The organism is Microbulbifer hydrolyticus (assembly GCF_009931115.1).
GTDB lineage: Bacteria > Pseudomonadota > Gammaproteobacteria > Pseudomonadales > Cellvibrionaceae > Microbulbifer > Microbulbifer hydrolyticus.
In genome coordinates this window covers 3167258-3193874 of sequence record NZ_CP047491.1, presented here as the reverse complement: position 1 = coordinate 3193874, position 26617 = coordinate 3167258, and the positions used below count along the sequence as shown (strand labels likewise).

Below are 26617 nucleotides of genomic sequence, written 5' to 3'. Positions count from 1 at the left end.
AATAGTTAGTCTGATTTTGGGCCATGGAAAAGAAGATACTGCTGACGGACTGCCCCGACGCCAAAGGGTTGATCGCGAAGATCACTAACATCTGTTACAAGCACCAGCTAAACATCACCAAGAATGACGAGTTCGTCGACCGCGCCCAGGGCCGCTTTTTTATGCGCACAGCCCTGGAAGGCAATTTCAATGATGCCACCCTGCTGGAAGACCTGGATCTGGCACTGCCCGAGGGTGCCGCGCGCAAGCTGGTGGCCAGTGGCCGCAAACGCCTGGTGCTGATGGTAACCCGGGAGGCCCATTGCCTCGGTGATATCCTGATGAAGTGCTACTCTGGCGCCCTGGATGTCGAGATCGCTGCGGTGGTCGGTAACCATAAAGACCTGCAGCCGCTAGTGGAGAAGTTTGATATTCCGTTCCACTGGCTACCGGCGGAGGGCCTGGAGCGGGCGCAACACGAAGAGCAGGTAATGCAGCTCGTCGACGGCTATGAGCCGGACTATCTGATCCTCGCCAAGTACATGCGCGTGCTCACGCCGCAGTTTGTCGCACACTACAAAAAGCGCATCATCAATATCCATCACTCCTTCCTGCCCGCTTTTATCGGTGCCAAGCCCTATCAGCAGGCGTTCGAGCGCGGAGTGAAAATCATCGGTGCCACTGCGCACTTTGTCACCGATGACCTCGACGAAGGCCCGATCATCGAGCAGGATGTGATTCATGTGGATCACGGTTATTCTGCCGAGTCCATGGCCAGTGCCGGGCGCGATGTGGAAAAGCAGGTGCTGAGCCGCGCGCTGCAACTAGTGTTGGAAGAGCGCGTATTTATCCACGGCAATCGCACCGTGGTGTTCAAATAAATTGTATTGGGGGGAGAGATGTCCAGCTGCTTGCAAGTGAAATGCCTCATGCTTTCTGCGGTTTTATTGATTGCCGGCTGCGCCAGTGAACCGAGGGCTCCCAACCCGGGCCTGAAAGAGTCCTTCCATACCGAGATATCTGCCAACGGCTCCAAGCGTTTTACCTACTCGCTGGAAATGGCCGCACCTCAGATTCGTGGCCCCTACACCCAGGACCCGACCGCCCGCGGCGGAATGGTACGGCAGCAGGATCTGGCACGAAGTAATCGCGGAAGTCGCGGTACCGAACGAGAGTTCGAATACGCCCTGGAGCTGAAGCTGAAAGAGACCGGCTTCTGCCGCGATGGCTATTTTGTGATTGATCGGGTCGTATCCCAGCTCGGCGGCGAAGTGCGCGGGGAGTGTCGTGACCCGGCGACTCGATAGCCCGGAAATCTTCCAGCAGAACTGATCCGTCTCGGATTCCCGCCCGTACAACCCCCAGTTTTCTGCAATTGCAGACAATCGCTGGGGGAATTCTCAATGCTTGATCAATACAGCCTGCCGCTGGTAGCGCTTTCCTACATCATTTCGGTAGTCGGCTCATTTGCAGCCCTGCAGCTCGTCACTGGTATTACGGAGGCGGTGGTAAAGGCGGATCGTCGTCGTGCCATCCTGTTTGCCGGTCTGGCGATGGGAGGCGGTGCTATCTGGTCAATGCATTTTGTCGGCATGATGGCGCTGAAGTCGCACATGCCGATGTCTTACGATGTGATTAAAACACTGCTTTCCGTAGTCTTTGCGGTAGCCGCATGTACCGGCGGCCTGGCTATCGTCGGGACCGGACGTTTCACCATCGACAAGCTTCTGCCCACTTCCATCCTTATGGGCACCGGTGTTGCCGGGATGCACTACATGGGCATGGAGGCGATGCTGATGCCCGCCAGTATCGAGTACAACCTCAATATCCTGATTATTTCCATCGTGATCGCAGTAGTGGCTGCCTTCGCCGCATTGTGGATGGCGTTCCACCTGCACGGCGTAGGGCAGAAACTTGGAAGCGCGTTGATCATGGGCGTTGCTGTGTGTGGTATGCACTACACCGGCATGGCCGCGGCCAGCTACCAGCACACCGGAACTACTCCGGAACCGGGCTTTGCCGGAGCGCTGAGTGGTGATCATCTCGGGGGCGTAACCGTCGTGATTAGCATCGGGATCATTGTCATGGCCCTGCGGGTCAATCACTGGTACCGCAATCGAACGCCAGTGCCGGTATGAATCGGCTTTGCCGCGGAAGAGAAAATCCGACGCCTCACGGGGTATTCCTGCTTTTTCTGAAATATGAATGGATGCCCGGCTCCTCTATTTTCTTGCCACATGCGTCAACTGCTAAGGTTTACTAAATCGGGCGTGTTCGCCCGCTATGACGGAAACCAGCAGACAGGAAAAGCACGCAATGTTCGTCGAGCGCATCAAGACAGAGGGGCTGGCTCAGCTTTCTTACCTGATAGGCGACGGCAGTGAAGCGGCGGTAATTGATCCCCGACGAGACTGCGAAATCTACGCAAGGAAGGCAAGGGAGCGCGGCTGCCGCATTACCCATATCTTTGAAACCCACCGCAACGAAGACCTCATCTCCGGCGCGCCGATTCTGGCGGCGATGACCGGCGCTGCCGTGCACCATGGGCCACATGCCGCGGGCGAGGTGGCCTATGCGGATATCGTCGGTGAGGGTGACAGCTTCAGTTTTGGCAATTTGCGCCTGAAGGTGCTGGAAACCCCGGGGCATACCGACGACAGCCTGTCATTTGCGATCTACGACGACAATTACGGTGATGAGGCGGTGGGGGTGTTCTCCGGTGATGCACTGTTTGTGGGGGACGTGGGGCGCACGGATTTCTATCCCGAGCGCGCGGAGGAGGTGGCCGGCAAGTTGTTCGACAGCCTGCAGAAAATTATCGCACTCGGCGATCAGGCCAATCTCTACCCGGCTCATGGCGCCGGATCCGTGTGTGGCGACAAGATGGCAGACCGGGACTTTTCCACCCTCGGTTACGAGCGCCGCAACAACCCCATGCTGCAGATCGACCAGCGCGAGAAGTTCGTGCAGGCAAAGCTGGATGAACACCACAACCAGCCGCCGTATTTCCGCGTGATGGAGCGCCTCAATCTGGAGGGGGCATCTCCAGTCTCTCCATCGATGGTCCCGCCGGCGCTGGATGTGCCAGAGTTCGAGGCGGTTGCGGATAAGGCCGTTCTGGTGGATGTCCGCGGCATCGCCGCATTTCTGGGGGCCCATATCCCGGGCAGTCTGGCGCTGCCAGTGGATATGATTGCGGCGTTTGCCGGCTGGTACCTGCAAGAAGACGATGCGCTGGTGCTGATTGCTGACGGTGTTACGCAGGCGGAGGCTGCCGCGCGCAACCTGGCGCGGATTGGTTATGACGATATACATGGCTACCTGAATACCGCCATGCCCGGCTGGGCCGCCGCCGGCAAGGCGTTTCTGTCGGTGCCGGTCATTGATGCCGGGGAAGTGCGAGAGCGGGTCAGTGAGCAACCGGAGGGCTGGACTCTGCTGGACGTGCGCGACCGGGGTGAAGTCAGCGATGGCATCGTTGCCGGCGCTGAAACGATTTATGTGGGCAAGCTGCAGGAGAAGCTGGATGGCCTTGCCAAAGACCGCCACTACACGGTGATGTGTGCCAGCGGCGCCCGCGCGACCATCGCCGCGTCTGTGCTGCTGCGCGCGGGCTTTGCCAATGTGGGCGTGTTCCTTGGCTCCATGGGTGCGTGGTGCGCTGCCGGAGGCGAGGTGGTGAAGCCGTCCTGACGACGCGGTACTGATACACAACAACAAAAAAGCCGGGGCAATGCCCCGGCTTTTTTGTTGCGGACGAAAGTCCCGGACGATCAGTCCATATAGCTCTCAACCGGCGGGCAGGAGCAGATCAGGTTGCGGTCGCCGTAGACATTGTCGATACGGTTGGATGCCGGCCAAACCTTGTGGTGCTTCAGCCAGTGTGCCGGGCGGGCAGCCACTTCGCGGCTGTAGGCGTGGGTCCACTCGTCGGTCATCACATCGTCCTGGGTGTGCGGCGCATTGTGCAGCGGGTTGTCTTCCGCGGTGTATTTGCCGCTGGCCACGTCTTCCGCTTCCTGGCGGATGGTCGCCATGGCTTCCACAAAGCGGTCCAGTTCTTCCTGGGCCTCGGACTCGGTGGGCTCGATCATCAGGGTGCCGGCCACGGGGAAGGACATGGTGGGCGCGTGGAAACCGAAGTCCATCAGGCGCTTGGCGATGTCCTCCTCGGTGATACCACTGGCTTCCTTCAGCGGACGCAGGTCGATCAGGCACTCGTGGGCGATAAAGCCGTTGCTGCCCTTGTACAACAGGGGGTAGTGCTCGCTCAGCTTCTTGGCCACGTAGTTGGCGTTCAGGATCGCCGTCTCGGTGGCGAGCTTCATGCCCTGCTTGCCCATCATGCGGATGTACATCCAGCTGATGGGCAGGATGCTGGCGGAGCCCCAGGGTGCGGCGGAGATGGTGCCGTTGGCTGGATCGTTGCCCGGTACCTCGGTCACCGGGTGGCCGGCCAGGTAGGGCTTCAGGTGCTCACCTACGGCAATCGGGCCCATGCCGGGGCCGCCACCACCGTGCGGGATACAGAAGGTCTTGTGCAGGTTCAGGTGGGATACGTCGCCGCCGAACTTGCCTGGTGCCGCCACGCCAATCAGGGCGTTCATGTTGGCGCCGTCGATGTAGACCTGGCCACCGGCGTTGTGGATCAGCTCGCAGATCTCGCGAATGCCTTCCTCGAATACGCCGTGGGTGGACGGGTAGGTGACCATCAGCGCGGCGATGCGGTCTCCGTGCTCGGCGACTTTTGCCTTCAGGTCTTCCACGTCCACGTTGCCCTTGTTGTCACAGGCAACCACGACCACCTTCATGCTCACCATCATGGCAGAGGCAGGGTTGGTGCCGTGGGCAGAGGCGGGGATCAGGCAGATATCGCGCTGGCCTTCGCCCTTGGCTTCCAGGTATTTCTTGATGGCTACGAGACCGGCGTACTCGCCCTGGGAGCCGGCGTTGGGCTGCAGGCTGACGGCGTCGTAACCGGTACAGGCGGCCAGCATCTGCTCCAGCTGCTTGAACATCTCACGGTAGCCTTCGGCCTGGTCGGCGGGGGCAAACGGGTGCAGCTTGCCGAATTCCGGCCAGGTCACCGGGATCATTTCCGCGGTGGCGTTGAGCTTCATGGTGCAGGAGCCCAGCGGGATCATGCTGTGGTTCAGTGCGATGTCCTTCGACTCCAGGGTTTTCAGGTAGCGCAGCATCTCGGTTTCCGAGTGGTGCGTGTTGAATACCGGGTGGGTCAGGAATTCGCTGGAACGCTGCAGGCCAGCCGGTACGCCGGCAACGCCGCTTGCGGCCAGTTCACTGTCGATCTTGCCCAGGTCCAGACCGTGGTCGCCGCCGACAAAGATATCCAGCAGCTCGGACACGTCCTGCAACGTGGAGGTTTCGTTCAGGCTGATGCCCAGCGCGTCGCTACCTACCTTGCGCAGGTTGATCTCGGCGTTGATGGCGCAGTCGAACAGCGCTGACTGCTTGTCGCCCACGGATACAGTCAGGGTGTCGAACCAGCTGTCGTGGGTGAGGCTCAGGCCTTTTTCCTTCAGGCCGGCGGCGAGGATGTCGGCCAGGCGCTGGATGCGGGCGGCGATGGTCTTCAGGCCGTCAGGGCCGTGGTAGATGGCATAGAAGGCGCTCATCACTGCCAGCAGTACCTGGGAGGTACAGATATTGGAGTTGGCCTTCTCGCGGCGGATGTGCTGCTCGCGGGTCTGCATCGCCATACGCAGGGCGCGCTTGCCCTTGCTGTCGACGGAGACGCCGATGATACGGCCGGGCGCGGAGCGCTTGTAGGCTTCGCGGAAGGCGAAGAAACCGGCGTGCGGGCCGCCATAGCCCATGGGAATACCGAAGCGCTGGTTACAGCCAACTACGACGTCGGCACCCATATCCCCCGGTGCTTTCAGGGCCACCAGGCTCATCAGGTCTGCCGCTACGGTCACCAGGGCGCCAGCGTCGTGGACCTTGGCGATCAGGTCGGTGAGGTCGCGCACCACACCGGTGGAACCCGGGTACTGGAACAGGGCGCCAAACAGCTCTTCCGGCAGTTCGGTTTCCGGGTTGCCTACCAGCACGTCAAAACCGAAGTGCTCGGCGCGGGTTTTTACTACCGCAATGGTCTGCGGGTGGCAGTCGGCGTCAACAAAGAAGGTATTGGACTTGTTGCGCTTCACCTGGCGCTTGCACATGGCCATGGCTTCCGCCGCGGCAGTACCTTCGTCCAGCATGGAGGCGTTGGCCAGTTCCATGCCGGTGAGGTCCATGATCATCTGCTGGAAGTTCAGCAGGCCTTCAAGGCGCCCCTGGGCGATTTCCGGCTGGTAGGGGGTATAAGCGGTGTACCAGCCCGGGTTTTCCAGCACATTGCGCAGGATCACGTTGGGGGTGATGGTGTCGTGGTAGCCCATACCGATAAAGGTGCGGAAGATCTTGTTGCGGCCGGCCAGGGCTTTCAGCTCCGCCAGTGCTTCCTGCTCGTCCACGGCATCCGCCAGATCCAGGTCGTCTGACTTGCGGATGGCGGCGGGTACGGTCTTTTCAATCAGCTCGTCCAGGCTGGCAACCCCGAGGGATTCCAGCATGGTTTTGGTCTGCGCGGCATCGGGGCCGATATGGCGGCGGATAAATGCGTCGTGCTGTTCCAACTGCTTGAGGGAAGGCTGGGTCATGGTGGATGGATTCCTGTAAACACTGAGTGTGCTGCCGGTGTGCTGCTGTGGAGGCAAAGTACCGGTAAAAAATAGCAAAGTGGGCCGAATAGAGGGCGCCAATCTGGGGCGAACCCGCGGTGCCGCGGCCGGAAGCCCTGACAATCGGCATCCGGTAATACTGGTGTGGCAGAGTCTGCTTGCCCAGTCGGTGTACCTGGCCCGGTATCGTTGGCCTGTATGTGACCCGGGATACCTGCGGGTTCCGGCCGGCGCGCATCTTAGCAACGGTCGAGATTACGGGCAATTCATGTCCAACGGGGTCAAATCTGTGCTGGATACGAAGCAAATATGTGACATATATCCTGTTTTGAGTCCCTTGGCGTTATTTTATTCTGCGAGGCGGGAGAGTCAGCGGCGAAAAAATAGCTGTGCGTCATACTGACGGAATAAGAAATGTAGCGGGAAGGATCTCCGTCGCGCCAGCGTGCGTATCACCTCAGTGACTACATCAAATCCCAAGGACTTCGGGGCTTCAACGTGTTGCAAACCGCCAGACTCAACACCCTGCGCTTTAAGGCCTGCCTATTTTCGCTGCTGCTGGTTGTGGCGATGTGCCTGTTCTTTATTCTGCTGGGCAACGGCAGTCTTCAGTCCCTTCTCGCCAAAAATCGCGAACACCGCCACCTCAACTTCCAGTTTCAGGTATCTGGACTGTTGCAGCAGTCGCGACAGGAAATGGCGCGCCTGGCGGAACTGATTGCGCTCAGCCCGCGCGGGCGGATCTCCTCCCGGGACGAGCTGCGCAAAGCCATGGACCGGCAATGGGAGCTTCTACAGCAAAGTTGGGACCTGCATTCGCTCAAGGTGTACGACGCCGCCAACAAACCTGTTCTGAGCTGGGGGTCGCCGCACAGCACGCTGAGCCCGGAACAGGTGAGCCAGGTACTTTTGCGCGGCCAGCCACTGGAGCTGGTGCACTGTGAACACTCCTGTGTACAGAGCCTGTCTGTGCCGATGCGCGCGCGCGGCGGCGACTATGTGCTGCAGGTGGATCGCCCGCTGGTGAACCAGTTGCGGCGCTTCCGGGAAATGACGGGTTCGGATATCGGTATCCTCTCGGCGGTGCGAAAGCAGGCCCCGGAGAAGGCGGGCGGTAAATACCTGGACGGCTGGCGGCGGGAAGTGCTTTCCCTGACGTCGCGGGAGCGGGTTCTGCCGCTGCTCAAGCGGGTTTCGGGCGAGGTTTCCGGGCTATCGGGGCTGCGGCGCACCAAGGTTTATGAGCTCGACAACCGTCAGTTCGATATTCGAACCATGAGCATGGACGTGGATGAGCAGGGTGCACAGTTTGTCTTCATCGAGGATGTGTCGGGCCAGGTCGAACACATTGACGAATCGGTGAAGCTGCTGCTGCTGTTCTCCATACTCGGCGCACTGATTTTCAGCGCCGCGGTTGCCGGTACCCTGTGGCGCCCGATCGTACGATTGCGTCGTCTGGCGGAAGCGTTGCCTCTCCTGACAAATGGTCGCTTTGACGACGCCCGCCGGCTGATTCGGCCGGTGCGCAAGTCACTGGACAAATTCGACGAACTGGATGTGTTGGACAACACCGGCTTGATGGTCTGTGACCAGCTTGAAGACATGAACGATATGGTGAGTCGCAAGACCGCGCAGTTGGAACAGATCGCGATGCACGACAGCCTCACCGGCCTGGATAATCGATACAGCCTGCTGGAGCAGCTGGAGTTTTATCTGGAACTCGCTCGGCACCAGCCCTTGTCGGTTCCGGAGCGCGGGTATCTCTTCTTTATCGACCTGGATGATTTTAAACAGGTCAATGACACCCTGGGGCACCAGGGCGGCGATGAATTGCTGGGTGTCATTGCGCGAAGGCTGCTGAGTGTTATGCGCTGTGGTGATATTGTCGCGCGGCTTGGGGGGGATGAGTTCTGTGTTTTTGTGCGGAATATCAAGGAGCCGGAGGCATATCGGACACTCGCGGAAAAACTGCTGAATACCGTCGCGCAGCCAGTCAAGATCGAGGGTAGCCTGGTTACGGTAACCATGAGTGTCGGGGTGGTGGCGGTTGATGAAACGGGGGAGACCCTGGAAGCTATTCTGCAGAAAGCCGATATGGCGATGTACCACGCCAAGCGCCACGGCAAAAACAAATATCAGTTGTACACGCCGGACTTGCCGACTCTGTCAGAGCAGGTAAAGGCCTCGGCCAAGCATTCAATCCCTGACAAGGGGGCTTTGACGCCGCTGGAGCTGGTTACCTCAAAACCGCGGTAGTACCAGCACGGCCGGGCTTCCCTTGTTCTGATCGACACACTCCTGCTTTCCACTCGACCATCGTGTGGTGCTGCGCGCGCCAGTTGATGGAACGTGTTCCCGATTTTAGCGGCGTGCACTGCGTCTCTGGTCTATCTTTAAATTGATCCTGCACACAAATTTCGCACCGATATACCCTCGGGCGCGGAAATGTCGAAAGGAAGAAGAAGTCGCTGTTATATCAACAGTGTTCAGCAGGCCGGGTCAAAAGCCCGGTAGTAGAAAGGTTAACCAGTCGCACAATGGCGAGCAAAATTTACACCACCAACGATCAGCTTCTTGGTAGTTATCTGCGCAATTTACTGGAGTCTGCCGGCTATTCGGTACTGACCCAGAAAACCCGGGTGGAACCAGCGCAAAGTGTGTCCCAGGCAGGTATACAAAGCGTCCATGGAACCCTGGACTGGTATTCCGAGCTCTGGCTGATCCACGATGCAGATCTCGCCAGCGCCCAGCAGGTTTTGCAACAGGCGCTCTCCAGAGAAAGCGCCTGAATTTCTGCCGTTACTTCCGACGCTCGTTACATTTGTTCCAGGGTTTCGATGCCCAGCAGGCCGAGCCCGGTAGACAGCGTACGTGCAACCAGGTCGCACAGCTGCAAGCGGCTCTGCTTATCTTCTTCGCTCACCCCTTCTTTCAATACCGGACAAGCTTCATAAAAGCCCATGTAGGCACTCGCCAGTTCGTACAGGTATGTACACAGCACGTGCGGGAAGGTGTCTTTGGCTACCTGGTCCAGTACCTCACCAAACTGATTCAGCTTGATCGCGAGCGCGCGTTCAGCATCGGTGCCGAGGATAATGTCACCCTGCAACTCTGACGGGGCCACGCCGGCGCGGCGGAAGATGCTGCGCACACGGGTGTAGGCGTATTGCAGGTAGGGGGCGGTGTTGCCCTCGAACGCCAGCATGGAGTTCCAGTTGAACACGTAATCATTGGTGCGGGTTTTGCTGAGGTCGGCGTATTTCACCGCGCCAATCCCCACAACGCGGCCGATCTCGGCCTGTTCTTCCGCGCTCAGGTCAGGATTCTTCCCCGCCACCAGCGCAGTGGCGCGCTCCACTGCTTCGTCCAGCAGTTCGGCCAGCTTTACGGTGCCGCCGGTGCGGGTTTTGAACGGCTTGCCGTCGTCGCCCATCATGGTGCCGAAGGCGCAGTGCTCCAGGGTCTGGTCGTCGGCGATGTAACCCGCCTTGCGCGCTACGGTAAACGCCTGCTGCAGGTGCAGGGACTGGCGCGCGTCGACCACGTAAAGGATGCGATCCGCTTTGAGTACATTGGCGCGGTAGCGGATGGCCGCCAGGTCAGTGGTGGCGTAGAGGTAGCCACCGCCTCTTTTCTGGATGATCACCACGCTGGGGTTGCCCTCCTTGTCGGCCATTTCCGGCAGGAAGGCGACGATGGCACCCTGGTCTTCCACCGCGATACCGCGATCGATCAGGTCTTTTACCAGTACCGGCAGGTCGTCGTTGTACTGGCTCTCGGCGTACACGTCTTCCCGCTGCAGGGTGACGCCCAGCTTGTCATAGATCTCCTCGGCGTGGCTGATGGAGATATCGATAAAGCGTTGCCACAATTTCAGGCAGTCGGCATCGCCACCCTGCAGTTTCACCACGTATTCGCGGGCGCGGTCGGCGAACCCTTCCTCTTCGTCGAAGCGGACTTTGGCTTCGCGGTAGAAGACTTCCAGATCCTTGAGCGCCACTTCGGCGTCCTGGTCTTCCATCTTGTCGGCCAGGTGTGCCAGCAGCATGCCGAACTGGGTACCCCAGTCGCCCATATGGTTCTGGCGGATCACCTTGTGGCCCTGGAATTCCAGCAGGCGGGCGAGCGCGTCACCGATGATGGTGGTGCGCAGGTGACCCACGTGCATCTCTTTGGCGAGGTTGGGGTGGGAGTAGTCCAGTACCGCGGTCTGGGGCTGGTCCACCCTGGCGATGTTCAGACGCTCGTCGGCGCGGGCGGCGGCGAGGGTGTCTGCCAGCCAGGCTTCGCTCAGGTGGATGTTGATAAAGCCGGGGCCGGCGATCTCGACCTTCTCGATCATGGGCTGGTCGCCCAGGTTGTCCACGATCTTTGCTGCCAGCTCGCGGGGGTTGCTGCCCACTTTCTTGGCGGCGGCCATGGCACCGTTGGCCTGGTAGTCACCAAAGCCGGCTTTCTTGGCCGGGGCGACGGCGGGGCTGCAGTCGGCGGGGATGCCGGCGGCAGTCATGGCGGCCTGGAAGATGTCGTTGAGCTGCTGGCGAATATTCATAGGGGGTTGCTGATCCGAATTGGGATTCTTGGACAATATAGGAGAAGGCGGGATTTTAATGGGCAGTGGGGGCATTGCAACCTGCGCGCTATCTGCCCACTGGGTTAACATGGCCCGCTGTGAAAAGAATAGGGGAGGAAACCATGTCTGGTACCACGCTTTACTGGCACGATTACGAAACCTGGGGAGTGAACCCGGGCGCAGACAAGCCCTCCCAGTTCGCCGGTATCCGTACCGATGAAGACCTCAACGTCGTCGGCGAACCGCTGATGATCTACGCCAAGCCCGCCAGCGATTGCCTGCCGCAGCCGATGGCCGCGCTGGTGACCGGGCTGGCGCCGCAGAAGGCGCTGGCCGAGGGCCTGCCGGAAATTGAATTCATCAAGCGCATCCTCGAAGAGTTGGGTGCGCCGGGAACCTGTGGCGTGGGCTACAACAGTCTGCGGTTTGACGATGAGGTCACCCGCCACACCCTGTACCGCAACCTGCTCGACCCCTATGAGCGCGAATGGAAGTCCGGTAACAGCCGCTGGGACATCATCGATATGGTGCGCCTTACCTATGCGCTTCGCCCGGAGGGGATTGAGTGGCCGCAGCGGGAAACGGCCGCGGGTGAAACCGTGCCCTCGTTCCGCCTGGAAGAGCTCACCGCGGCCAATGGCATCAGCCACGAGGGTGCCCACGATGCGCTGTCCGATGTGCGCGCAACCATCGATATGGCGCGGCTGATCCGCGAGCGGCAGCCCAAGCTGTACGACTATGTGTACAACCTGCGCCGCAAGCAGGAAGTGGCGAAAATCCTCAACCCGCGCGACCGCAAGCCACTGCTGCACATCTCCGGCAAGGTGCCGGCAACCCACGGGCATCTGACTTATGTGCTGCCACTGGCCATGCATCCGGTGAACCGCAATGCGGTCATCTGCGCCAACCTGGCCATGGACCCTCAGCCGATCCTCGACCTGGACGCCGATGCCCTGCGCGAGCGCCTGTACACCGCCCGCGACAAACTGGGTGAGGGCGAGCTGCCGGCGGGCCTGAAGCTGATTCATATGAACCGCTGCCCGGTGCTGGCGCCGGCGAACATGCTCTCTGATCAGCGCGCCGCCGACCTGCAGATCGACAAAGCCGCCTGCGAGGCCAACTGGCAGGCGCTACAGGGGCTGGACCTGACCGAGAAGCTGCACAAGGTGTTCCTGGACGGGGAATTTCCGGCAAAAGATGTGGAAGCGCGGCTCTACGATGGCTTTATGAACGACGCCGATCGTGACCTGTGCCGCCAGTTGCACAGTGCCCTGGGCAGTCGCGGCCCGCAGGCGCTGGCGGGGCTGGTGCCGTTTACCGATGCGCGGTTGCCCGAGCTACTCTTTCGCCTGAGGGCGCGCAACTTCCCGGAAACGCTGAATGAAGAAGAGGCGGAGCGCTGGGAAGAGTGGCGCTATCAGCGCCTGACGGACCCAGCCCTTGGGGGCAGTATTACCATGGAATCCTACTTCGAGGAGATTGCCCGCCTGCGGGAGGAGTATCCCGATCGTGCGGCGCTGCTGGACCAGCTTGAGGCCTGGGGCGATGCGCTGTTGGGGTGATCGCCCTGGCGGGTGTGGCGCGTCACGCAAAGTCTCTCTGTTCCGGGCGCGGCCTCCCGCGTAGAATACGCGCCCGGTAAAGCAGCCGGCGATCCCGGCGCAAACAGTGGAGAAACAATGGACTTTATCGGTGCCAATATCCTTTCCGTCAGCCAGTTCGAACGGGGTGACATCGACCGAATTTTTGCCGTGGCCGACACCATGGTTCCCTACGCCCGCCGGGAAAAAGTCACCCGGGTACTCGAGGGTGCAATTCTCGGCAATATGTTCCTGGAACCCAGCACCCGCACCCGGGTGAGCTTTGGCTGTGCTTTCAACCTGCTTGGCGGTACCGTGCGCGAAACGGTGGGCATCTCTGCCAGCGCGCTGGCCAAGGGCGAATCCCTCTACGATACCGCGCGGGTACTTTCCGGTTACTCCGACATCATCTGCATGCGCCACCCGCAGGCAGGCTCGGTGGCGGAGTTTGCCGCGGCCAGCCGGGTACCGGTAGTCAATGGCGGCGACGGCGCCAATGAGCACCCCACCCAGGCACTGCTTGACCTGTATACCATCCGCAAGGAGCTGGAAGGCAAGGGCGGCACCCTGGACAACTTCCGTATCGCCATGATCGGCGATCTGAAATACGGCCGCACCGTGCACTCCCTGTGCAAGCTCCTGTGCCTGTTCAAGAATGTGCAGCTGGTATTTGTGTCGCCGGAAGAGCTTGCGATGCCGGACGTGGTGATCGAGAAACTGCGCGAGGCGGGCCACCGGGTGACGGTATCCGATCAGCTCGAGCAATCCATCAAGGCTGTGGATATCGTCTATTCCACCCGCATTCAAGAAGAGCGTTTCGAATCCCAGGAAGAAGCCGACCGCTACCGCGGCCGCTTCCGTCTGAACCGGGATATCTTCACCCGCCATGCGGAACCCAACACGGTGATCATGCATCCGCTGCCGCGGGACTCCCGCGCCGAGGCCAACGAGCTGGATTCGGACCTGAACGAACACCCCAGCCTGGCCATTTTCCGCCAGACGGATAACGGCCTGCTGGTGCGGATGGCGCTGTTTGCGATGCTGCTCGGTGTCGAAGACAAGGTCGACCAGTACGCGCGACCGATCACCTGGCAGACACGGCGCAACCAGGTCTAGCCCTCTCCGGCTAACCCTCTCGGAAAAGGGCGCTGCCACAATTCGCCCGATTTGATCTTTAGAGGGCCGGATTTCGGCCCACACCTCGCCAGCTTACTTTCTTTTAATGCCTCCAGAACTTAATGGTCTGGAGGCTTCTGTGAACCGTCCCTTTTTCCACCCACCGCGCATTCCGCGCGAATTGTTGATCCTGCCGAACGACGAGTATTACCGTCGCCGCTACCGCAAAAGTCGCACGGGCAGCTGGCTGCTGTTGGTCGTAACGGTATTTGCGGTACTGGTCGCAGCGGTTGGTGCGCGGGCCCAAACGCCGGACGCTCAAGGCGCAGCACTGGCCGAAAGCGTCGGCATGGACGAGGCCGGTAGCGGCGACCTGCTGTTCCGGGGCAGCGAACCTGGCCGTTATATTCCGGCCATTCACCTCGGCACCGAGGCGGATATCCGGGTGCGCGGGCTGGTTGCGGAGGTCAATCTCGCGCAGCGGTTCCGCAATACCAGCAACGACTGGCAGGAGGCGGTGTATGTACTGCCGCTGCCGGAGAATGCTGCGGTCAATGGCATGGAGATTGTGATCGGCGAGCGCCGCATCGTCGGCAAGGTGCGCGAGCGTGAAGAGGCGAGAGCGGTGTATAAAAAAGCGCTGCAAGAGGGCAAGCGCGCAGCACTGCTGGAGCAGCAGCGCCCGAACCTGTTTACCAGTCGCGTCGCCAATATCGCACCCGGTGAGGAAATCTCGGTGGAAGTTCGATACCTGCAGACCCTGCGCTTCGACAGTGGACAGTTCAGCCTGCGCCTGCCCAGTACACTCACTCCGCGCTATATGCCCGGGGCACCGGTGGCATCTACGCAAAGCGTTGCGCTGAACAGCCACGGCTGGTCACTGCCCACGGATCAGGTGCCGGATGCGGACCTCATCTCGCCAGTGATGATGCCGCACGCCGAGCTGGCCAGTCATCAGGGCAGTCACCAAATGGAGATTCGAATCGATCTGGGGATGGGGCTGCCACTTGCGGATATACACAGCCCGTATCACGAGGTGCGCTTTCGCCGCGAAGAAAATAATCACTACCGGATTGGCCTGAAAAACGGCTCGGTACCCATGGACCGCGACTTCGCGCTGTTCTGGCGCCCGCAAGCTTCCTCCATGCCGTCCGCGGCCCTGTTTGCCGAGCAAACCGCAATGCCGGCGGAACCCGGAGCGCAGTATGTACAGCTGCTGCTGTTACCACCGCAGGAAAACCTGACCGCGCGCAAACTGCCCCGGGAAGTCGTGTATGTGGTGGATACGTCCGGTTCCATGGGCGGCAACTCCATTCGCCAGGCCAAGGAAAGCCTGTTGCTGGCGCTCTCGCGTCTGACGCAAATGGATCGCTTCAACATTATCGAGTTCAACAGCAATCACCGCAGCTTCTTTCCTCGCCCGGCGGCGGCGACGCCGGACAATATCCAGCGCGCGCGCAGCTGGGTGGAATCTTTACAGGCCCGGGGCGGGACTGAAATGGCCCCGGCCCTAAAGGAGGCACTTTCCCAGCAACTGGATCAACAGGTCGGTGAGCTTGTGCGTCAGGTGGTGTTTATTACGGATGGCTCGGTGGGAAACGAGCGCGCCCTGTTTGAGATCATCCGTCAGCGCCTTGGGGAAACGCGCCTGTTTACCGTGGGAATTGGCTCTGCGCCCAACAGTTTCTTTATGACCAAGGCCGCGCAATACGGGCGCGGTAGTTTTGTGCAGATTGGGGATCTGGCGGAAGTGCAGTCGAAAATGGGCGCGCTGTTCGAAAAGCTGGAAAGCCCGCTGGTCACCGATCTGCAAGTGCAGTGGCCGCAGGGTATAAAAGTGGAGTCTTACCCGAAGCGGTTGCCGGACCTTTATCGCGGTGAGCCGGTGCGGCTGGTGGCGCGGGTGGATGGCAATGCACTGGGTAACAGTGCCAGCGGTGATTTGGTCGTCAGCGGTCGCCTCGCGGGCAAGCGATTTACCCGCAGCCTGTCCCTGAGCCAGCTCGTGGTGGATGAGTCCGGCAAGGGGATCGGCAGTCTGTGGGCGCGGGAAAAGATTGCCGCGTTGCGCGACCAACAGCGCGAACGGGGCCCGCTCAGTGATCCCGAAATGGGTGATCCACTGCGCGAAAACATTCTCGGCCTGGCGCTGGGCTATCAACTGGCCAGTCCTTACACGAGTTTCGTCGCGGTGGAGGAAACTCCGGTGCGCCCGCAATCGGAATCGCTCAAGTCGAGCCCGGTCCCCAATGCCGTGGCCAAGGGGCAGGTCATGCAGTCATTCACTTACCCATCCACGGCAACGGGTGCTTACGCACAGATGATTCTCGCCGCGGTATTGCTGGCACTGGGTGGCTTGATGCGATTCGCTCAGCGCGGACCGAAAAGCGCGGTAAAAATGGTGCGTTGCCGGCGGCCGTTGCGCCGGTGGAAAGCGGCTGCAGAGCGTGCGCTGCGCCGCTGGTTGCGCGGGGTCATTCCGGATATGCGCCGTCGCAGCCACGCTGCCCGTTCGGGGATGTCACTGTGAGCCGCGCGGCCCGGCTCGCGCCCTGGCTGTCGGCATTTTTGCTTACCGCGGGGCTCTGGCAGCTGGGTGGCGGCGCCTGGCTGCTGGTAAAGGCGGAGCTAGCGCAGTATCTGATCAGCGATTCCTGGCAGCGCCAGCTCGCCAGCGGCGAGCCTTACAAGCCCTGGCCCTGGGCAGATACCTGGCCTGTCGCACAACTCAAGCTGGGGGAGAAAAAGTCATTGGTGGTGTTGCAGGGAACCAGTGGCCAGGCTCTGGCATTCGGCCCCGGCCTGATGGCGGGCTCCGGTGAGCCCGGCAACCTGGCCGAGCCGCGCACCACTGTGATTGCTGCTCACCGGGATACACACTTCCGTAACCTGGATAGGCTGAAGCCGGGGGCTGTGATTCAGCTGCAGGATCGGCGCGGACGCTGGCACTCCTACCGTGTAAGGGGGGCAAAAGTGGTCAACAGTGAAACCGAGCGCCTCCCGGTAGCGGCTGCACCGGGCCTGCTGCTGGTTACCTGCTACCCGTTTGATGCCCTGGATGCAGGGGGGCCACTGCGATACCTGGTGTACGCGGACTATATCGACGAGGTGGCGACGGTGCAGTTGTAGCGCTCGGTTGTCTCACCGGACCCTGTCCCTGAGGCCGATTTTCCCGCCCGCGTGTTGGTGACCCGGGCACCTCGGCGGCAGGATTTGTCCACAGGGATGCACTCCCAAGTCCTGTTCGGGTCCTATTCGTGCGTGGTACGCCTGTTCTCCTCGAAGTATTCCCCACCGCCGGACGGGGCTTCAAGCGTGACCAGAATCGATTTTTCGGACTCGATTTTGTAATAAAAATTACCGCTTTCTCCGCGATATGTTTCGGCAAAACCGCTAATTGGCAAATAATTGTTTTACAAATTGGTTTTATTTGTTACTAATCGTCCTATCTGGAAAAACGTTTGTAGTAATACTACAATCGCCCCCGCTTGAGCACTTGCAGCCGGTTAATTGAGGGCATCCCTGTGCGCCGTTAGGTGCCCGCCCTACAGTTGACGGGCCGAGAATTCAACGCCGAATTCAAAGTCGAGCCGGTATTAACGAGCCGTGAATCAGGTTCCTTATGGCCGGCGGTATTCAGGTCGCACAGTCCCTCCGTGTTTCAGCCAGCTATTGTAGGTAGTGCTGCGGAAACGTTGGCCAATGTTCGTTGCTTTTCCGCCATTTCAGGTGGTGATCTGGCGAACATGGGCGCATAACCGGGGGAAATCCTGGGGTTTGGGGTACTGTTGCGCAGCAAAAAATTCTGTCCATAAAAAACACCGACTCGACGTCGTATATTCGCCGAGGAGCACTTGATGCACGAAGAAACCGACATTCAGGAAACGCAGGAATGGCTTGATGCGCTGCAGGCGGTCATCCGTCACAGCGGCAAGGAACGCGCAGCGTTTCTGATCAAGCAGCTGTCTGACCGCGCCACCAACACCGGCGTTCAGTTGCCGGCGGCCATCACTACCCCGTACCGCAATACCATTCCGGCGGAAGCGGAAAAGCGTATGCCCGGGGACCTGTTCATGGAGCGCCGAATCCGCTCCCTGATCCGCTGGAACGCGCTGGCGATGGTTGTTCGCGCCAACTCCAACAGCGACAGCCTGGGTGGCCACATTGCGAGCTTCTCCTCTGCAGCCACGCTGTACGACGTTGCTTTTAACTATTTCTTCCGCGGTAACGAAGGCGAAGAACGTGGGGACCTGATTTTCTTCCAGGGCCACAGCGCGCCGGGCATCTACGCCCGTTCTTACCTGGAGGGCCGCTTCGATGAAGAGCAGCTGGACAACTTCCGCCGCGAAGTGAACGGCAACGGTCTTTCCTCTTACCCGCACCCGTGGCTGATGCCGGAATACTGGCAGTTCCCCACCGTATCCATGGGCCTGGGTCCGATCCAGGCGATCTATCAGGCGCACATCATGCGCTACCTGTCTGCCCGTGGCCTGTCTCCGCGCGGTGATCGCAAGGTTTGGGCATTCCTGGGGGATGGCGAGTGTGATGAGCCGGAATCCCTCGGCGCAATTGCCCTGGCTGGCCGCGAGAAGCTGGAAAACCTGGTATTCGTGGTGAACTGTAACCTGCAGCGCCTGGATGGCCCGGTGCGCGGTAACGGCAAGATTGTTCAGGAGCTGGAAGGCGTATTCCGCGGTGCTGGCTGGAACGTGATCAAGGTTCTGTGGGGCCGTCTGTGGGATCCGCTGTTCGAGAAAGACGAAAAAGGCCTGCTGCAGAAAGTCATGGACGAGACTGTCGATGGCGAGATGCAGAACTTCAAGGCCAACGGTGGCGCCTATACCCGCGAGCACTTCTTCGGTAAATACCCGGAGCTCGAGGAGATGGTGAAGGACTTCTCCGACGAAGAGATCATGAAGCTCAACCGCGGCGGCCACGACCCGTACAAGGTGTACGCGGCCTACGCCGAAGCCATGGCCAGCAAGGGCAAGCCCACCGTGATCCTGGCGCAGACCGTAAAAGGCTACGGCCTGGGTGCGGCCGGTGAAGCGGCGATGGATACCCACAACGTCAAGAAGATGGACACCGAAGCGCTGAAGCGTTTCCGCGACCGCTTCGCGATCCCGATTACCGACAAGGAAATCGAAGAAGTACCTTATTACCGCCCGTCTCCCGACAGCCCGGAAATGAAGTACATGGCCGAGCGTCGCAAGGCGCTGGGTGGCCCAGTACCGTCCCGTTCCACCGAAGTGGCGAAGCTGGACATCCCGGAACTGGATGCCTTCAGCGCGCTGACCAAGGGCTCCGGCGACCGCGAAATTTCCACCACCATGGCGTTTGTACGCGCGCTGTCCGTGTTGGTAAAAGATAAGAAGATGGGCCAGAACGTCGCGCCCATCGTGCCGGACGAAGCCCGTACCTTTGGTATGGAAGGCCTGTTCCGCCAGCTGGGTATCTACTCCTCGCAGGGGCAGAAATACACTCCGGTCGACCACGGCCAGATCATGTATTACAAGGAAGACAAGAAAGGCCAGGTGCTGGAAGAGGGTATCAACGAAGCCGGCGCCATGTCCGCATGGATGGCACTGGCGACAGCCTACAGCAACCACGGCGTGCCGATGGTGCCGTTCTACATCTATTACTCCATGTTCGGGTTCCAGCGTATCGGCGACCTGGCCTGGGCCGCGGGCGATATGCAGGCGCGTGGCTTCCTGATCGGTGCCACCGCGGGCCGTACCACCCTGAACGGTGAAGGTCTGCAGCACCAGGACGGCCACAGCCACGTGCTGTCCGCCACCATCCCGAACTGTAAGAGCTACGACCCGGCCTACGGTTACGACCTGGCGGTGGTCATGCGCCACGGCCTGAAGGAAATGTACGAAGAGCAGAAGAACCTGTTCTACTACGTGACCATCGAAAACGAAAACTACCTGCAGCCGGAAATGCCGCAAGGTGTCGAGGAAGGCATCATCCGCGGTATCTACAAGCTGGATAACAACTGCCGCAAGCCGGGCAAGGGCAAGGCCGCGAAGAAGCACGTGCAGTTGATCGGCGCCGGCTCCATTCTGCGCGAAGTACTCGCCGCGGCGGATATTCTGGAAGAGCAGTTCGGCGTCACCTCCGACGTGTGGAACCTGACCTCTGCCACCGAAGCGGCCCGTGAAGGCCAGGACGTGGCGCGCTGGAATATGCTGCACCCGACCGAGAGCCCCCGCAAGGCGTGGATCAGCGAGCAGTTTGAAGGTAACGAGACGCCGGTGGTGATCTCTACCGACTACATCCGCTCCTACGTTGAACCGCTGCGCGAATTTATCGACGGCAATGTGATCGCGCTGGGCACCGACGGCTTCGGCCGCTCCGACAGCCGCGAGCAGCTGCGCCGCTTCTTCGAGGTGAACCGCAACTACGTGACCATCGCAGCACTGAAAGGCCTGGCCGATCAGGGCGTGATTGACGCGAAAGAAGTGGCGGATGCGATCAAGAAGCTCAATGTCGACCCGGAAAAAGTAAATCCGCGTCTGGTTTAACGTCCGCTGAAAAGGAAGAAGGCAAGAAACATGGCAAAACAAGTCATTAAAGTGCCTGATCTCGGCGGCGCCGATCAGGTAGATGTAATTGAAATCGCCGTGGCCGTGGGTGACACGGTAGCGGAAGAGGATGCGCTGATTGTGGTGGAGGGCGACAAGGCCTCCATGGATGTTCCCGCGCCGGTAGCCGGCAAGATCCTGAGCATCTCCGTCAAGGAAGGTGACAAGGTGTCTGAGGGCGATGTAATCGGTGAAATGGAAACCGAAGCTGCTGGTGGCGCAGCAGAAGAGCCTGCTCCCGCTCCGGTGGAAGAGTCAGCTCCGGCGCCCGCTCCGGCAGCAGAAGCAGCCCCGGCGCCAGCAGCTGCTGCCGGTGAAGAGAAGGAAGAAGAGATCAAGGTTCCAGACCTCGGCGGTGCCGATGCCGTGGATGTGATTGAAATCTCCGTCTCCGCTGGCGACAAAGTGGAAGAGGGCGATGCCCTGATCGTGGTGGAAGGCGACAAGGCCTCCATGGACGTTCCGTCTTCCGCTTCCGGTACCATTGTTTCCATCTCTGTGAAGGAAGGCGACAAGGTTTCCACCGGCGACGTGATCGGTGTGATCAAGACTGTTTCTGGCGGTGGTGCGCCTGCACCCGCTCCCGCCGCTGCGGCACCTGCACCCGCTCCAGCGGCGGCGCCCGCGCCTGCAGAGTCTGCCTCGCAGGAGCCGCCCGCGGCTCCGCAGAAAGACCCGCATGTAGAGCGCGACCTCACGCCGTCCGCCGAAGTTTATGCCGGCCCGGCTGTGCGCAAGCTGGCCCGCGAGCTGGGTGTAACCCTGAACAAGGTGAAGCCTACCGGCCCACGTAATCGTGTCACCAAAGACGACCTGCATGCCTATATCAAGGAGCAGGTGAAGAAGGCGGAAAGCGGCGCAGCTGGTGGTGTGGGTGGCGGTATCGGTATCGCACCCATGCCGGAGATCGACTTCAGCCAGTTTGGCCCGGTTACCACCGAGCCGATGAGCAAGATCCACAAGCTGACCGCGGCCAATATGTCCCGCAACTGGCTGAACGTACCGCACGTTACCCAGTTCGATGACGCGGATATCACCGAGCTGGAAGATTTCCGCAAGGCGATGAAAGCAGAAGCGGAAAAGCGTGGCGTGAAACTCACCCCGGTGCCTTTCCTGCTGAAAGCGGCCGCTGCCGCGCTGCGCGAAGTGCCGAGCTTCAACGTATCCCTGCACAACGATGGTGAGCACATCGTTAAAAAGGATTACGTACACATCGGCATGGCGGTCGACACGCCGAAAGGCCTGATGGTTCCGGTCATTCGCGACGTCGACAAGAAGGGCCTGTACGAGCTGGCAGAAGAAGCCACCGCGATGGCCATCGCTGCTCGCGATGGCAAGCTGAAGCCCCGCGACATGCAGGGCGCCTGCTTCACCATCTCCAGCCTCGGCGCGATTGGCGGCACCGGCTTTACGCCGATCGTGAATTCGCCGGAAGTGGGAATCCTCGGTGTTTCCAAGCTGGCAGTGCGCCCGGAATGGAACGGCAAGGAATTCGTACCGCGCAAGATGCTGCCACTGGCATTGTCTTACGATCACCGCGCCGTTAACGGTGGTGATGCCGGTCGATTCCTTACTTATCTGGCCGGTGTACTGGCTGACGTACGTCGACTGCTCCTGTAATCCTCGGATTCACAGTGTTAAAAAAGCGCCGCAGGGGTTACCCTTCGGCGCTTTTTTTTGCGTATTTTTTTGTGCCGGCCTTTGTGCTGTGTGTCACGTTATTCGGGCATGAAACGCGCCGACAGTAGGGCCCTGGCGGCAAATTCAGACTAATGTTGATTACCGCGTATTTAATTCTGGTTAAATCCTGTACAGCGTCGTCGAACCCTTCCTGCGCGCTAAACTGAAAATAACAGTGAGTAAATACCGGGAGATAGGACTTTCCGGTAATGGTCAGGCAGTGATTAAATCGCGAGGTAGTTGAGCCATGAACCGCACAGGGATAGCCGCAGTGGCCGTGAGTGCCACACTTTGTTTGCAGGGATGTATATTCGTTCCCTATGGGAACGAGCACAGCTACGACCCGTTTTTCTTCAACCCCGATGACCAGAGCCAGAGTGCAGACTTTGTCGAAGTGGGTAATTATCTCCCCAATGCTGCCGCACCACCTGCAGCCAGCCGCCAGTGTTCAATGGAAGCGAGCAGTAACAAGGTTGGTTCAGCCTGCTGGTTTTTCCCGGTAATGCGGGTGTATTAACCCGAACAGTTTCAGTATCTGGATTGGACCATCCAGAGTTAGTGAGTATTGAGGAGGCCCCATGCGCAAACGAACGACCCTTTTTTCCCTGTTAGCGGCAGCCACGCTGCTTTCCGCCTGTGGTACCAGTAGTGTGCGCGATCAAGTGGTCTACCCTAACAGTGCACCCATCCCCCGTGCGCCGGCGCATGCAGAGCAGAAAACCAATTACGACGGCTGTCCCGGTGATGCCGAGGAGCTTGCGCCAGGTTCAATCTGCCCGGCTACCGCCCAGTGCTACGAAATTTCAGGCGGGCGCCGCTGCATCGTTTACGAAAAGTAAGCCGTACCTGACCTGGTGAAGCTTCGCATGTGGGGTAATCTGGATCATTTATCACAGAGGACGTGATATGAAACTGCGCCTGATTTGCGTGTTGCTAGCCACCCTGTCGGCAGGCTGTTCGAGTACTGGTGGCAGCCTCGAAAATGCCGCCAGCCTCGACGGCTTCTGGTGTGATCTTAGCGGCTCACCCGCCACCTATTACCAACCCCCTTTACCGGCGAACCTGATGCCCGCGTTTCCCCGCGATTGCTTTGCGGGTGATACGCAGGTACACACGGCAAGTGCCTGTCTGGTCGACGATGCCGTCTGCTATCAACTCGACACTGGTGCCTGGTGTACCGCCGGACGCGCGCCACAGTGTCCGCCCGGCGCATCGCCGATGGCCGTGGATGCGCCCTGTCCGGAAGGGGGCAAGTGCTGGATGTACAGTGAGGGGCTGCGTTGTCACGCGGTTGACGTCTGAATTCGCCATCGTGTTGGCGTCGATTTACAGGTGACAGACAGGGGCGGTCATGATCTGGCTGAAAGGCGTGCTGGTGGCCATTGACCAGTTGGGCAATGCCTTAGCTGGCGGCAACCCGGACGCTAGCATCTCCGCCCGCACCGGGTATTTTGCCCGTGTTAAGGAAACCCCATTTCGACCCTGGTGGCGATTGATGGAACGCATCATCGATTTCACATTTCGCCCCATCGACGGCCCCGACCACTGCTACAACGCTTACCTCGGCGACAAGGATGAGGAGCACCGGGAAGGCAGTGACCTGATGCGCGGGCTGCTGGGAATCATCATTATTCTGACCTGTCTTCCCCTTTCACTCCTCACCCGTATTTACGCACTCTTTTTCCGCACTGGCCGTGCATAAAATTCATGGAGTGTCTGGCCAGGGCAGCCACAGGCTAACCTGCAGTCCCCCACCGTGGCGGTTGTGCAGCCGAACCTGGCCGCCGTGGGCATCGGCGATCTCTCGGCAAAGGGCCAGGCCCAGGCCGACGCCCTGGGGTTTTGTCGAGTAGAACGGCAACAATGCCTGCTGGAGAACGTTGTCGCTCATACCGTTGCCGCGGTCGGATACCGTGAGTAACTGACCGTGAGCATCGGTCTCAATTTGCAGGGTAATCTCTTTCTCGGGGCTACCGGATTCCGCGGCGTTTTTCAGCAGGTTCAGCAGCGCCTGTTCGAGTTGCGCTGGGTCGAAATAGCCGGGGCGGGCGGGCAGTTCACCTCGCAGGGAAAACGGCTGTAGTGGTTGTAGCCTTTCCACCAGCTTTCTCCAGGACACTTCCTCGGCCGAGGGCGCGGGCAACTTTGCAAAGCGTGCGTAGCCCTGGGTGAAATCCGTCAGGTGGCGACAGCGATCCGCAATGACATCGAATACACCGGCGAGCTGTTGCGAGTGCATTTTTTCCGACAGCAATTTGCCGCTGTGAGCCATAGAGGAAATGGGGGCGAGGGAATTGTTCAGTTCATGGCTGATCAGGCGAATCACTTTTTTCCAGACCTGCACTTCCGCACGGGTAAGCTCTCTGGTCATTTCCCGCAACAGGATCAGGCGATGCTTCTGTGAATTGAGTACAAAGGTGCTGTTACTGATGTGCAGCGTGTGGCTGTCCTCTTTGTCCAGGTAACTGGTGAGGCCATCCTGCTTCTGTTCGATGGCCTGAGCCAGCTCGGGAGGGCAATGCGGATAGATCTGCTGTAGAAGATGTCCCTGCAATGCCTTGCCATCGTGCAGCAGGTGGCGCGCGCTGGTGTTGGCGTAAATGATGTGGTCGCTGTGATCAATCAACAGCAGTGCCAGAGGGGAGCTCTGGATGACCGTGTCGAGCAATAGCTCCCGCTGGTGGATATGCGCGCGTTCCCGCCTCAGGATTTCCCCGACTTCGTTATACAGCGCTGCCAGTTCGCCGAGCTGGTCCTTGCGGTCGAGCGCCAGGGAGATAGAAAAGTCGCCATCGCGGAAATTCAGCAGGCCGCCCTCGAGGCTGTTCAGCCCCCGGTTCAGGTTGCGGGTCACCGGCCGGACCAGAGCAAGCGCCGCGACCAGCGCAATCAGTAGCCCACCGCTCCACGCGAGTAGTGGGTTGGCACCCCATTTCTGCAAAAGGAAGGGGATTGCCGTTCCCACGACAACGGCGATGAGAACGACACCGAAAATTTTGCCTTCGACGGATGTGCGAGGCATCAGTAGGGAATACCGTATTTATCCAGGCGTCGGTACAGGGCCTGACGGCTGAGACCGAGTTCGCGGGCTGCCTGGGCGATGATGCCGTTGCACTGGGCGAGGGTTTGCTCGAGCAGTTCCCGGCTGGGTTCGAAGCTGTGTTCGGGCACTTTCTGTATCTCTTCCTGTGGCAGGGCAAGGGTTGCGTCTTCGATGGTATCACCCCGAGTCAATACCGCGGCACGTTGCATGACGTTCTGAAGCTCCCGCACATTACCGGGCCAGGAGTAGCGCAGCAGGGTCTGCTGTGCCTGGCCGCTGAGTCGTTTGCCGCTATCGGAAAGAAAAGCACGGGAGAGAGGCAGAATGTCTTCGGGGCGCTCACTCAGGGGGGGCAGCTTGAGCTCGATCACGTTGAGACGATAGAACAGGTCCTGGCGAAAGCTGCCGTCGGCAATCATCTGTTGCAGGTTGCTGTTGGTGGCGCTGATCACGCGGACCCGGACCTTGCGGGTCTGGCTACTGCCCAAGCGCTGGAATTCGCCAGTCTGCAACACCCGCAGCAGTTTCACCTGGCCGCTGGCGGAAAGCTCACCAATTTCGTCCAGAAACAGTGTGCCGCCGTCGGCGGCTTCGAATCGCCCCTGGCGAGCCTTGTTGCCAGCACCTGTGTAGGCACCGGCTTCGGCACCAAACAGTTCTGCTTCCATCAGGTCTTCGGGCAGGGCGCCAACGTTGACCTTGATATAGGGGCCGTCTTTGACACTGGAGTTAGCCTGCACGATATCGGCAATCTTTTCCTTGCCGGCGCCATTGGGGCCGGTGATCAGTACCGGTACGTCTGCGTGTGCGACCTGGGTGGCCATCTCCAGCAGTTTCTGCACACTGCTACTGCGATACACAATACCCTGCAGGTCGTATTGCTGATGCAGCTGCTCGCGGGCCTGTTGCTCACGACTTTTCGCCTGGCGCTGTTGCTGTTGCAGTTCGTGCAGTTCCAGCAGGTTTTTGATGGTGGCAATGAGTTTGTTGTCGTCCCAGGGCTTGCCGACATAGTCGGCGGCACCGGCCTTGACCAGTTCGACCGCCATTTCCAGCTGGGTCCAGGCGGTGAGCAGGATGACGGGAATGTCCGGCTGCAGCTCGCGCAGGGCAAAGAACAGTGCACGCCCCTCGTCGCCGGAAGTGGTGTCGGCAGTGAAGTTCATGTCCTGGATCACGAGGCCAATGTCCGGGTTTTCACGCAGTAGCTGCAGGCCAGCCTGGGGGGTGATGGCACTGAGGGTCTGTATATCGTGCAGGGACAACAACAAGGACAGGGCCGAAATAATGCCTGTGTTGTCGTCGATGATCAGGACTTTGTCCAATTTAAGGTCCCTTGTAAGTTAAGTCCGTGGCGGTCCCGCTGCCGGTCG

Annotated in this window: 20 protein-coding genes; 16 read left to right on the top strand and 4 right to left on the bottom strand. The window is 59.9% G+C overall.

Features of this window, described 5'->3' with window-relative positions; translation table 11 throughout:
* Positions 1-23: 23 nt before the first annotated feature.
* The 4 genes from purU (at position 24) to GTQ55_RS13700 (ending at position 3672) form a co-directional block, all read left to right on the top strand.
* The gene (purU, locus tag GTQ55_RS13715) at positions 24-860 is read left to right on the top strand and encodes a formyltetrahydrofolate deformylase (protein WP_161859250.1); all 837 of its coding nucleotides are present in this window, start codon (positions 24-26) and stop codon (positions 858-860) included.
* Positions 861-908: 48 nt separating this feature from the next.
* Complete coding sequence (locus GTQ55_RS13710; protein WP_161859249.1) at positions 909-1286, top strand: hypothetical protein; 378 nt, start codon at positions 909-911, stop codon at positions 1284-1286.
* A gap of 96 nt (positions 1287-1382) precedes the next feature.
* On the top strand, positions 1383-2117 hold the full coding sequence (locus GTQ55_RS13705; RefSeq protein ID WP_161859248.1) for an MHYT domain-containing protein: 735 nt from the start codon (positions 1383-1385) through the stop codon (positions 2115-2117).
* A 178-nt stretch (positions 2118-2295) separates the two neighbouring features.
* The gene (locus GTQ55_RS13700; protein ID WP_161859247.1) at positions 2296-3672 is read left to right on the top strand and encodes an MBL fold metallo-hydrolase; all 1377 of its coding nucleotides are present in this window, start codon (positions 2296-2298) and stop codon (positions 3670-3672) included.
* Positions 3673-3752: 80 nt separating this feature from the next.
* Here GTQ55_RS13700 and gcvP read toward each other — a convergent pair whose 3' ends face one another.
* Positions 3753-6644: an aminomethyl-transferring glycine dehydrogenase gene (gene gcvP, locus GTQ55_RS13695; RefSeq protein WP_161859246.1), complete on the bottom strand. Its 2892-nt coding sequence runs from the start codon at positions 6642-6644 to the stop codon at positions 3753-3755.
* 522 nt (positions 6645-7166) lie between these two features.
* On the opposite strand from gcvP, the gene GTQ55_RS13690 reads away from it, so the two are divergent.
* Both GTQ55_RS13690 and GTQ55_RS13685 read left to right on the top strand, forming a co-directional pair.
* Positions 7167-8921 (top strand): diguanylate cyclase domain-containing protein, encoded by a 1755-nt coding sequence (locus tag GTQ55_RS13690; protein WP_161859245.1) that lies wholly within the window; start codon positions 7167-7169, stop codon positions 8919-8921.
* Positions 8922-9202: 281 nt separating this feature from the next.
* Positions 9203-9454, top strand: coding sequence for a putative signal transducing protein (locus GTQ55_RS13685; RefSeq protein ID WP_161859244.1), 252 nt, complete (start codon positions 9203-9205; stop codon positions 9452-9454).
* Positions 9455-9480: 26 nt separating this feature from the next.
* Here the strand turns inward: GTQ55_RS13685 and argS are convergent, their stop codons facing one another.
* Complete coding sequence (argS, locus tag GTQ55_RS13680; protein ID WP_161859243.1) at positions 9481-11217, bottom strand: arginine--tRNA ligase; 1737 nt, start codon at positions 11215-11217, stop codon at positions 9481-9483.
* A gap of 143 nt (positions 11218-11360) precedes the next feature.
* Here argS and sbcB point away from each other — a divergent pair, with 143 nt between their 5' ends.
* The 10 genes from sbcB to GTQ55_RS13630 all read left to right on the top strand — a co-directional run bounded on the left by sbcB (position 11361) and on the right by GTQ55_RS13630 (position 23903).
* Complete coding sequence (gene sbcB / locus GTQ55_RS13675; protein ID WP_161859242.1) at positions 11361-12800, top strand: exodeoxyribonuclease I; 1440 nt, start codon at positions 11361-11363, stop codon at positions 12798-12800.
* Between the two features lie 117 nt (positions 12801-12917).
* Complete coding sequence (locus GTQ55_RS13670; protein ID WP_161859241.1) at positions 12918-13934, top strand: aspartate carbamoyltransferase; 1017 nt, start codon at positions 12918-12920, stop codon at positions 13932-13934.
* Between the two features lie 139 nt (positions 13935-14073).
* Entirely contained in the window at positions 14074-16464 is a 2391-nt protein-coding gene (locus GTQ55_RS13665) for a marine proteobacterial sortase target protein (protein ID WP_161859240.1), read from the top strand.
* Entirely contained in the window at positions 16461-17063 is a 603-nt protein-coding gene (locus tag GTQ55_RS13660; RefSeq protein WP_237567680.1) for a class GN sortase, read from the top strand. Before GTQ55_RS13665 ends, GTQ55_RS13660 begins: the two co-directional genes overlap by 4 nt.
* 728 nt (positions 17064-17791) lie before the next feature.
* On the top strand, positions 17792-20461 hold the full coding sequence (gene aceE, locus GTQ55_RS13655; RefSeq protein ID WP_161859239.1) for a pyruvate dehydrogenase (acetyl-transferring), homodimeric type: 2670 nt from the start codon (positions 17792-17794) through the stop codon (positions 20459-20461).
* A 30-nt stretch (positions 20462-20491) separates the two neighbouring features.
* A complete protein-coding gene (gene aceF, locus GTQ55_RS13650; protein ID WP_161859238.1) occupies positions 20492-22141 on the top strand; it encodes a dihydrolipoyllysine-residue acetyltransferase in 1650 nt (549 codons plus the stop codon).
* 307 nt (positions 22142-22448) lie between these two features.
* Positions 22449-22718 carry a hypothetical protein gene (locus GTQ55_RS13645; protein ID WP_161859237.1) on the top strand — a complete coding sequence of 90 codons (270 nt, stop codon included), beginning with the start codon at positions 22449-22451 and terminating at the stop codon, positions 22716-22718.
* A 61-nt stretch (positions 22719-22779) separates the two neighbouring features.
* Positions 22780-23040, top strand: coding sequence for a hypothetical protein (locus GTQ55_RS13640; protein WP_161859236.1), 261 nt, complete (start codon positions 22780-22782; stop codon positions 23038-23040).
* Positions 23041-23107: 67 nt separating this feature from the next.
* Positions 23108-23503 carry a hypothetical protein gene (locus tag GTQ55_RS13635; RefSeq protein ID WP_161859235.1) on the top strand — a complete coding sequence of 132 codons (396 nt, stop codon included), beginning with the start codon at positions 23108-23110 and terminating at the stop codon, positions 23501-23503.
* A gap of 49 nt (positions 23504-23552) precedes the next feature.
* Complete coding sequence (locus GTQ55_RS13630) at positions 23553-23903, top strand: hypothetical protein (protein ID WP_161859234.1); 351 nt, start codon at positions 23553-23555, stop codon at positions 23901-23903.
* 3 nt (positions 23904-23906) lie between these two features.
* Here the strand turns inward: GTQ55_RS13630 and GTQ55_RS13625 are convergent, their stop codons facing one another.
* The gene (locus GTQ55_RS13625) at positions 23907-25223 is read right to left on the bottom strand and encodes a sensor histidine kinase (protein WP_161859233.1); all 1317 of its coding nucleotides are present in this window, start codon (positions 25221-25223) and stop codon (positions 23907-23909) included.
* Positions 25223-26569 carry a sigma-54-dependent transcriptional regulator gene (locus GTQ55_RS13620; RefSeq protein WP_161859232.1) on the bottom strand — a complete coding sequence of 449 codons (1347 nt, stop codon included), beginning with the start codon at positions 26567-26569 and terminating at the stop codon, positions 25223-25225. Before GTQ55_RS13620 ends, GTQ55_RS13625 begins: the two co-directional genes overlap by 1 nt.
* Between the last annotated feature and the right edge of the window lie 48 nt (positions 26570-26617).

Coding starts and splice junctions, on each gene's coding strand:
- purU (WP_161859250.1), top strand. CDS start 24: ATGGAAAAGAAGATACTGCTGACGGACTGCCCCGACGCCAAAGGGTTG.
- GTQ55_RS13710 (WP_161859249.1), top strand. CDS start 909: ATGCTTTCTGCGGTTTTATTGATTGCCGGCTGCGCCAGTGAACCGAGG.
- GTQ55_RS13705 (WP_161859248.1), top strand. CDS start 1,383: ATGCTTGATCAATACAGCCTGCCGCTGGTAGCGCTTTCCTACATCATT.
- GTQ55_RS13700 (WP_161859247.1), top strand. CDS start 2,296: ATGTTCGTCGAGCGCATCAAGACAGAGGGGCTGGCTCAGCTTTCTTAC.
- gcvP (WP_161859246.1), bottom strand. CDS start 6,644: ATGACCCAGCCTTCCCTCAAGCAGTTGGAACAGCACGACGCATTTATC.
- GTQ55_RS13685 (WP_161859244.1), top strand. CDS start 9,203: ATGGCGAGCAAAATTTACACCACCAACGATCAGCTTCTTGGTAGTTAT.
- argS (WP_161859243.1), bottom strand. CDS start 11,217: ATGAATATTCGCCAGCAGCTCAACGACATCTTCCAGGCCGCCATGACT.
- sbcB (WP_161859242.1), top strand. CDS start 11,361: ATGTCTGGTACCACGCTTTACTGGCACGATTACGAAACCTGGGGAGTG.
- GTQ55_RS13670 (WP_161859241.1), top strand. CDS start 12,918: ATGGACTTTATCGGTGCCAATATCCTTTCCGTCAGCCAGTTCGAACGG.
- aceE (WP_161859239.1), top strand. CDS start 17,792: ATGCACGAAGAAACCGACATTCAGGAAACGCAGGAATGGCTTGATGCG.
- aceF (WP_161859238.1), top strand. CDS start 20,492: ATGGCAAAACAAGTCATTAAAGTGCCTGATCTCGGCGGCGCCGATCAG.
- GTQ55_RS13645 (WP_161859237.1), top strand. CDS start 22,449: ATGAACCGCACAGGGATAGCCGCAGTGGCCGTGAGTGCCACACTTTGT.
- GTQ55_RS13640 (WP_161859236.1), top strand. CDS start 22,780: ATGCGCAAACGAACGACCCTTTTTTCCCTGTTAGCGGCAGCCACGCTG.
- GTQ55_RS13635 (WP_161859235.1), top strand. CDS start 23,108: ATGAAACTGCGCCTGATTTGCGTGTTGCTAGCCACCCTGTCGGCAGGC.
- GTQ55_RS13630 (WP_161859234.1), top strand. CDS start 23,553: ATGATCTGGCTGAAAGGCGTGCTGGTGGCCATTGACCAGTTGGGCAAT.
- GTQ55_RS13625 (WP_161859233.1), bottom strand. CDS start 25,223: ATGCCTCGCACATCCGTCGAAGGCAAAATTTTCGGTGTCGTTCTCATC.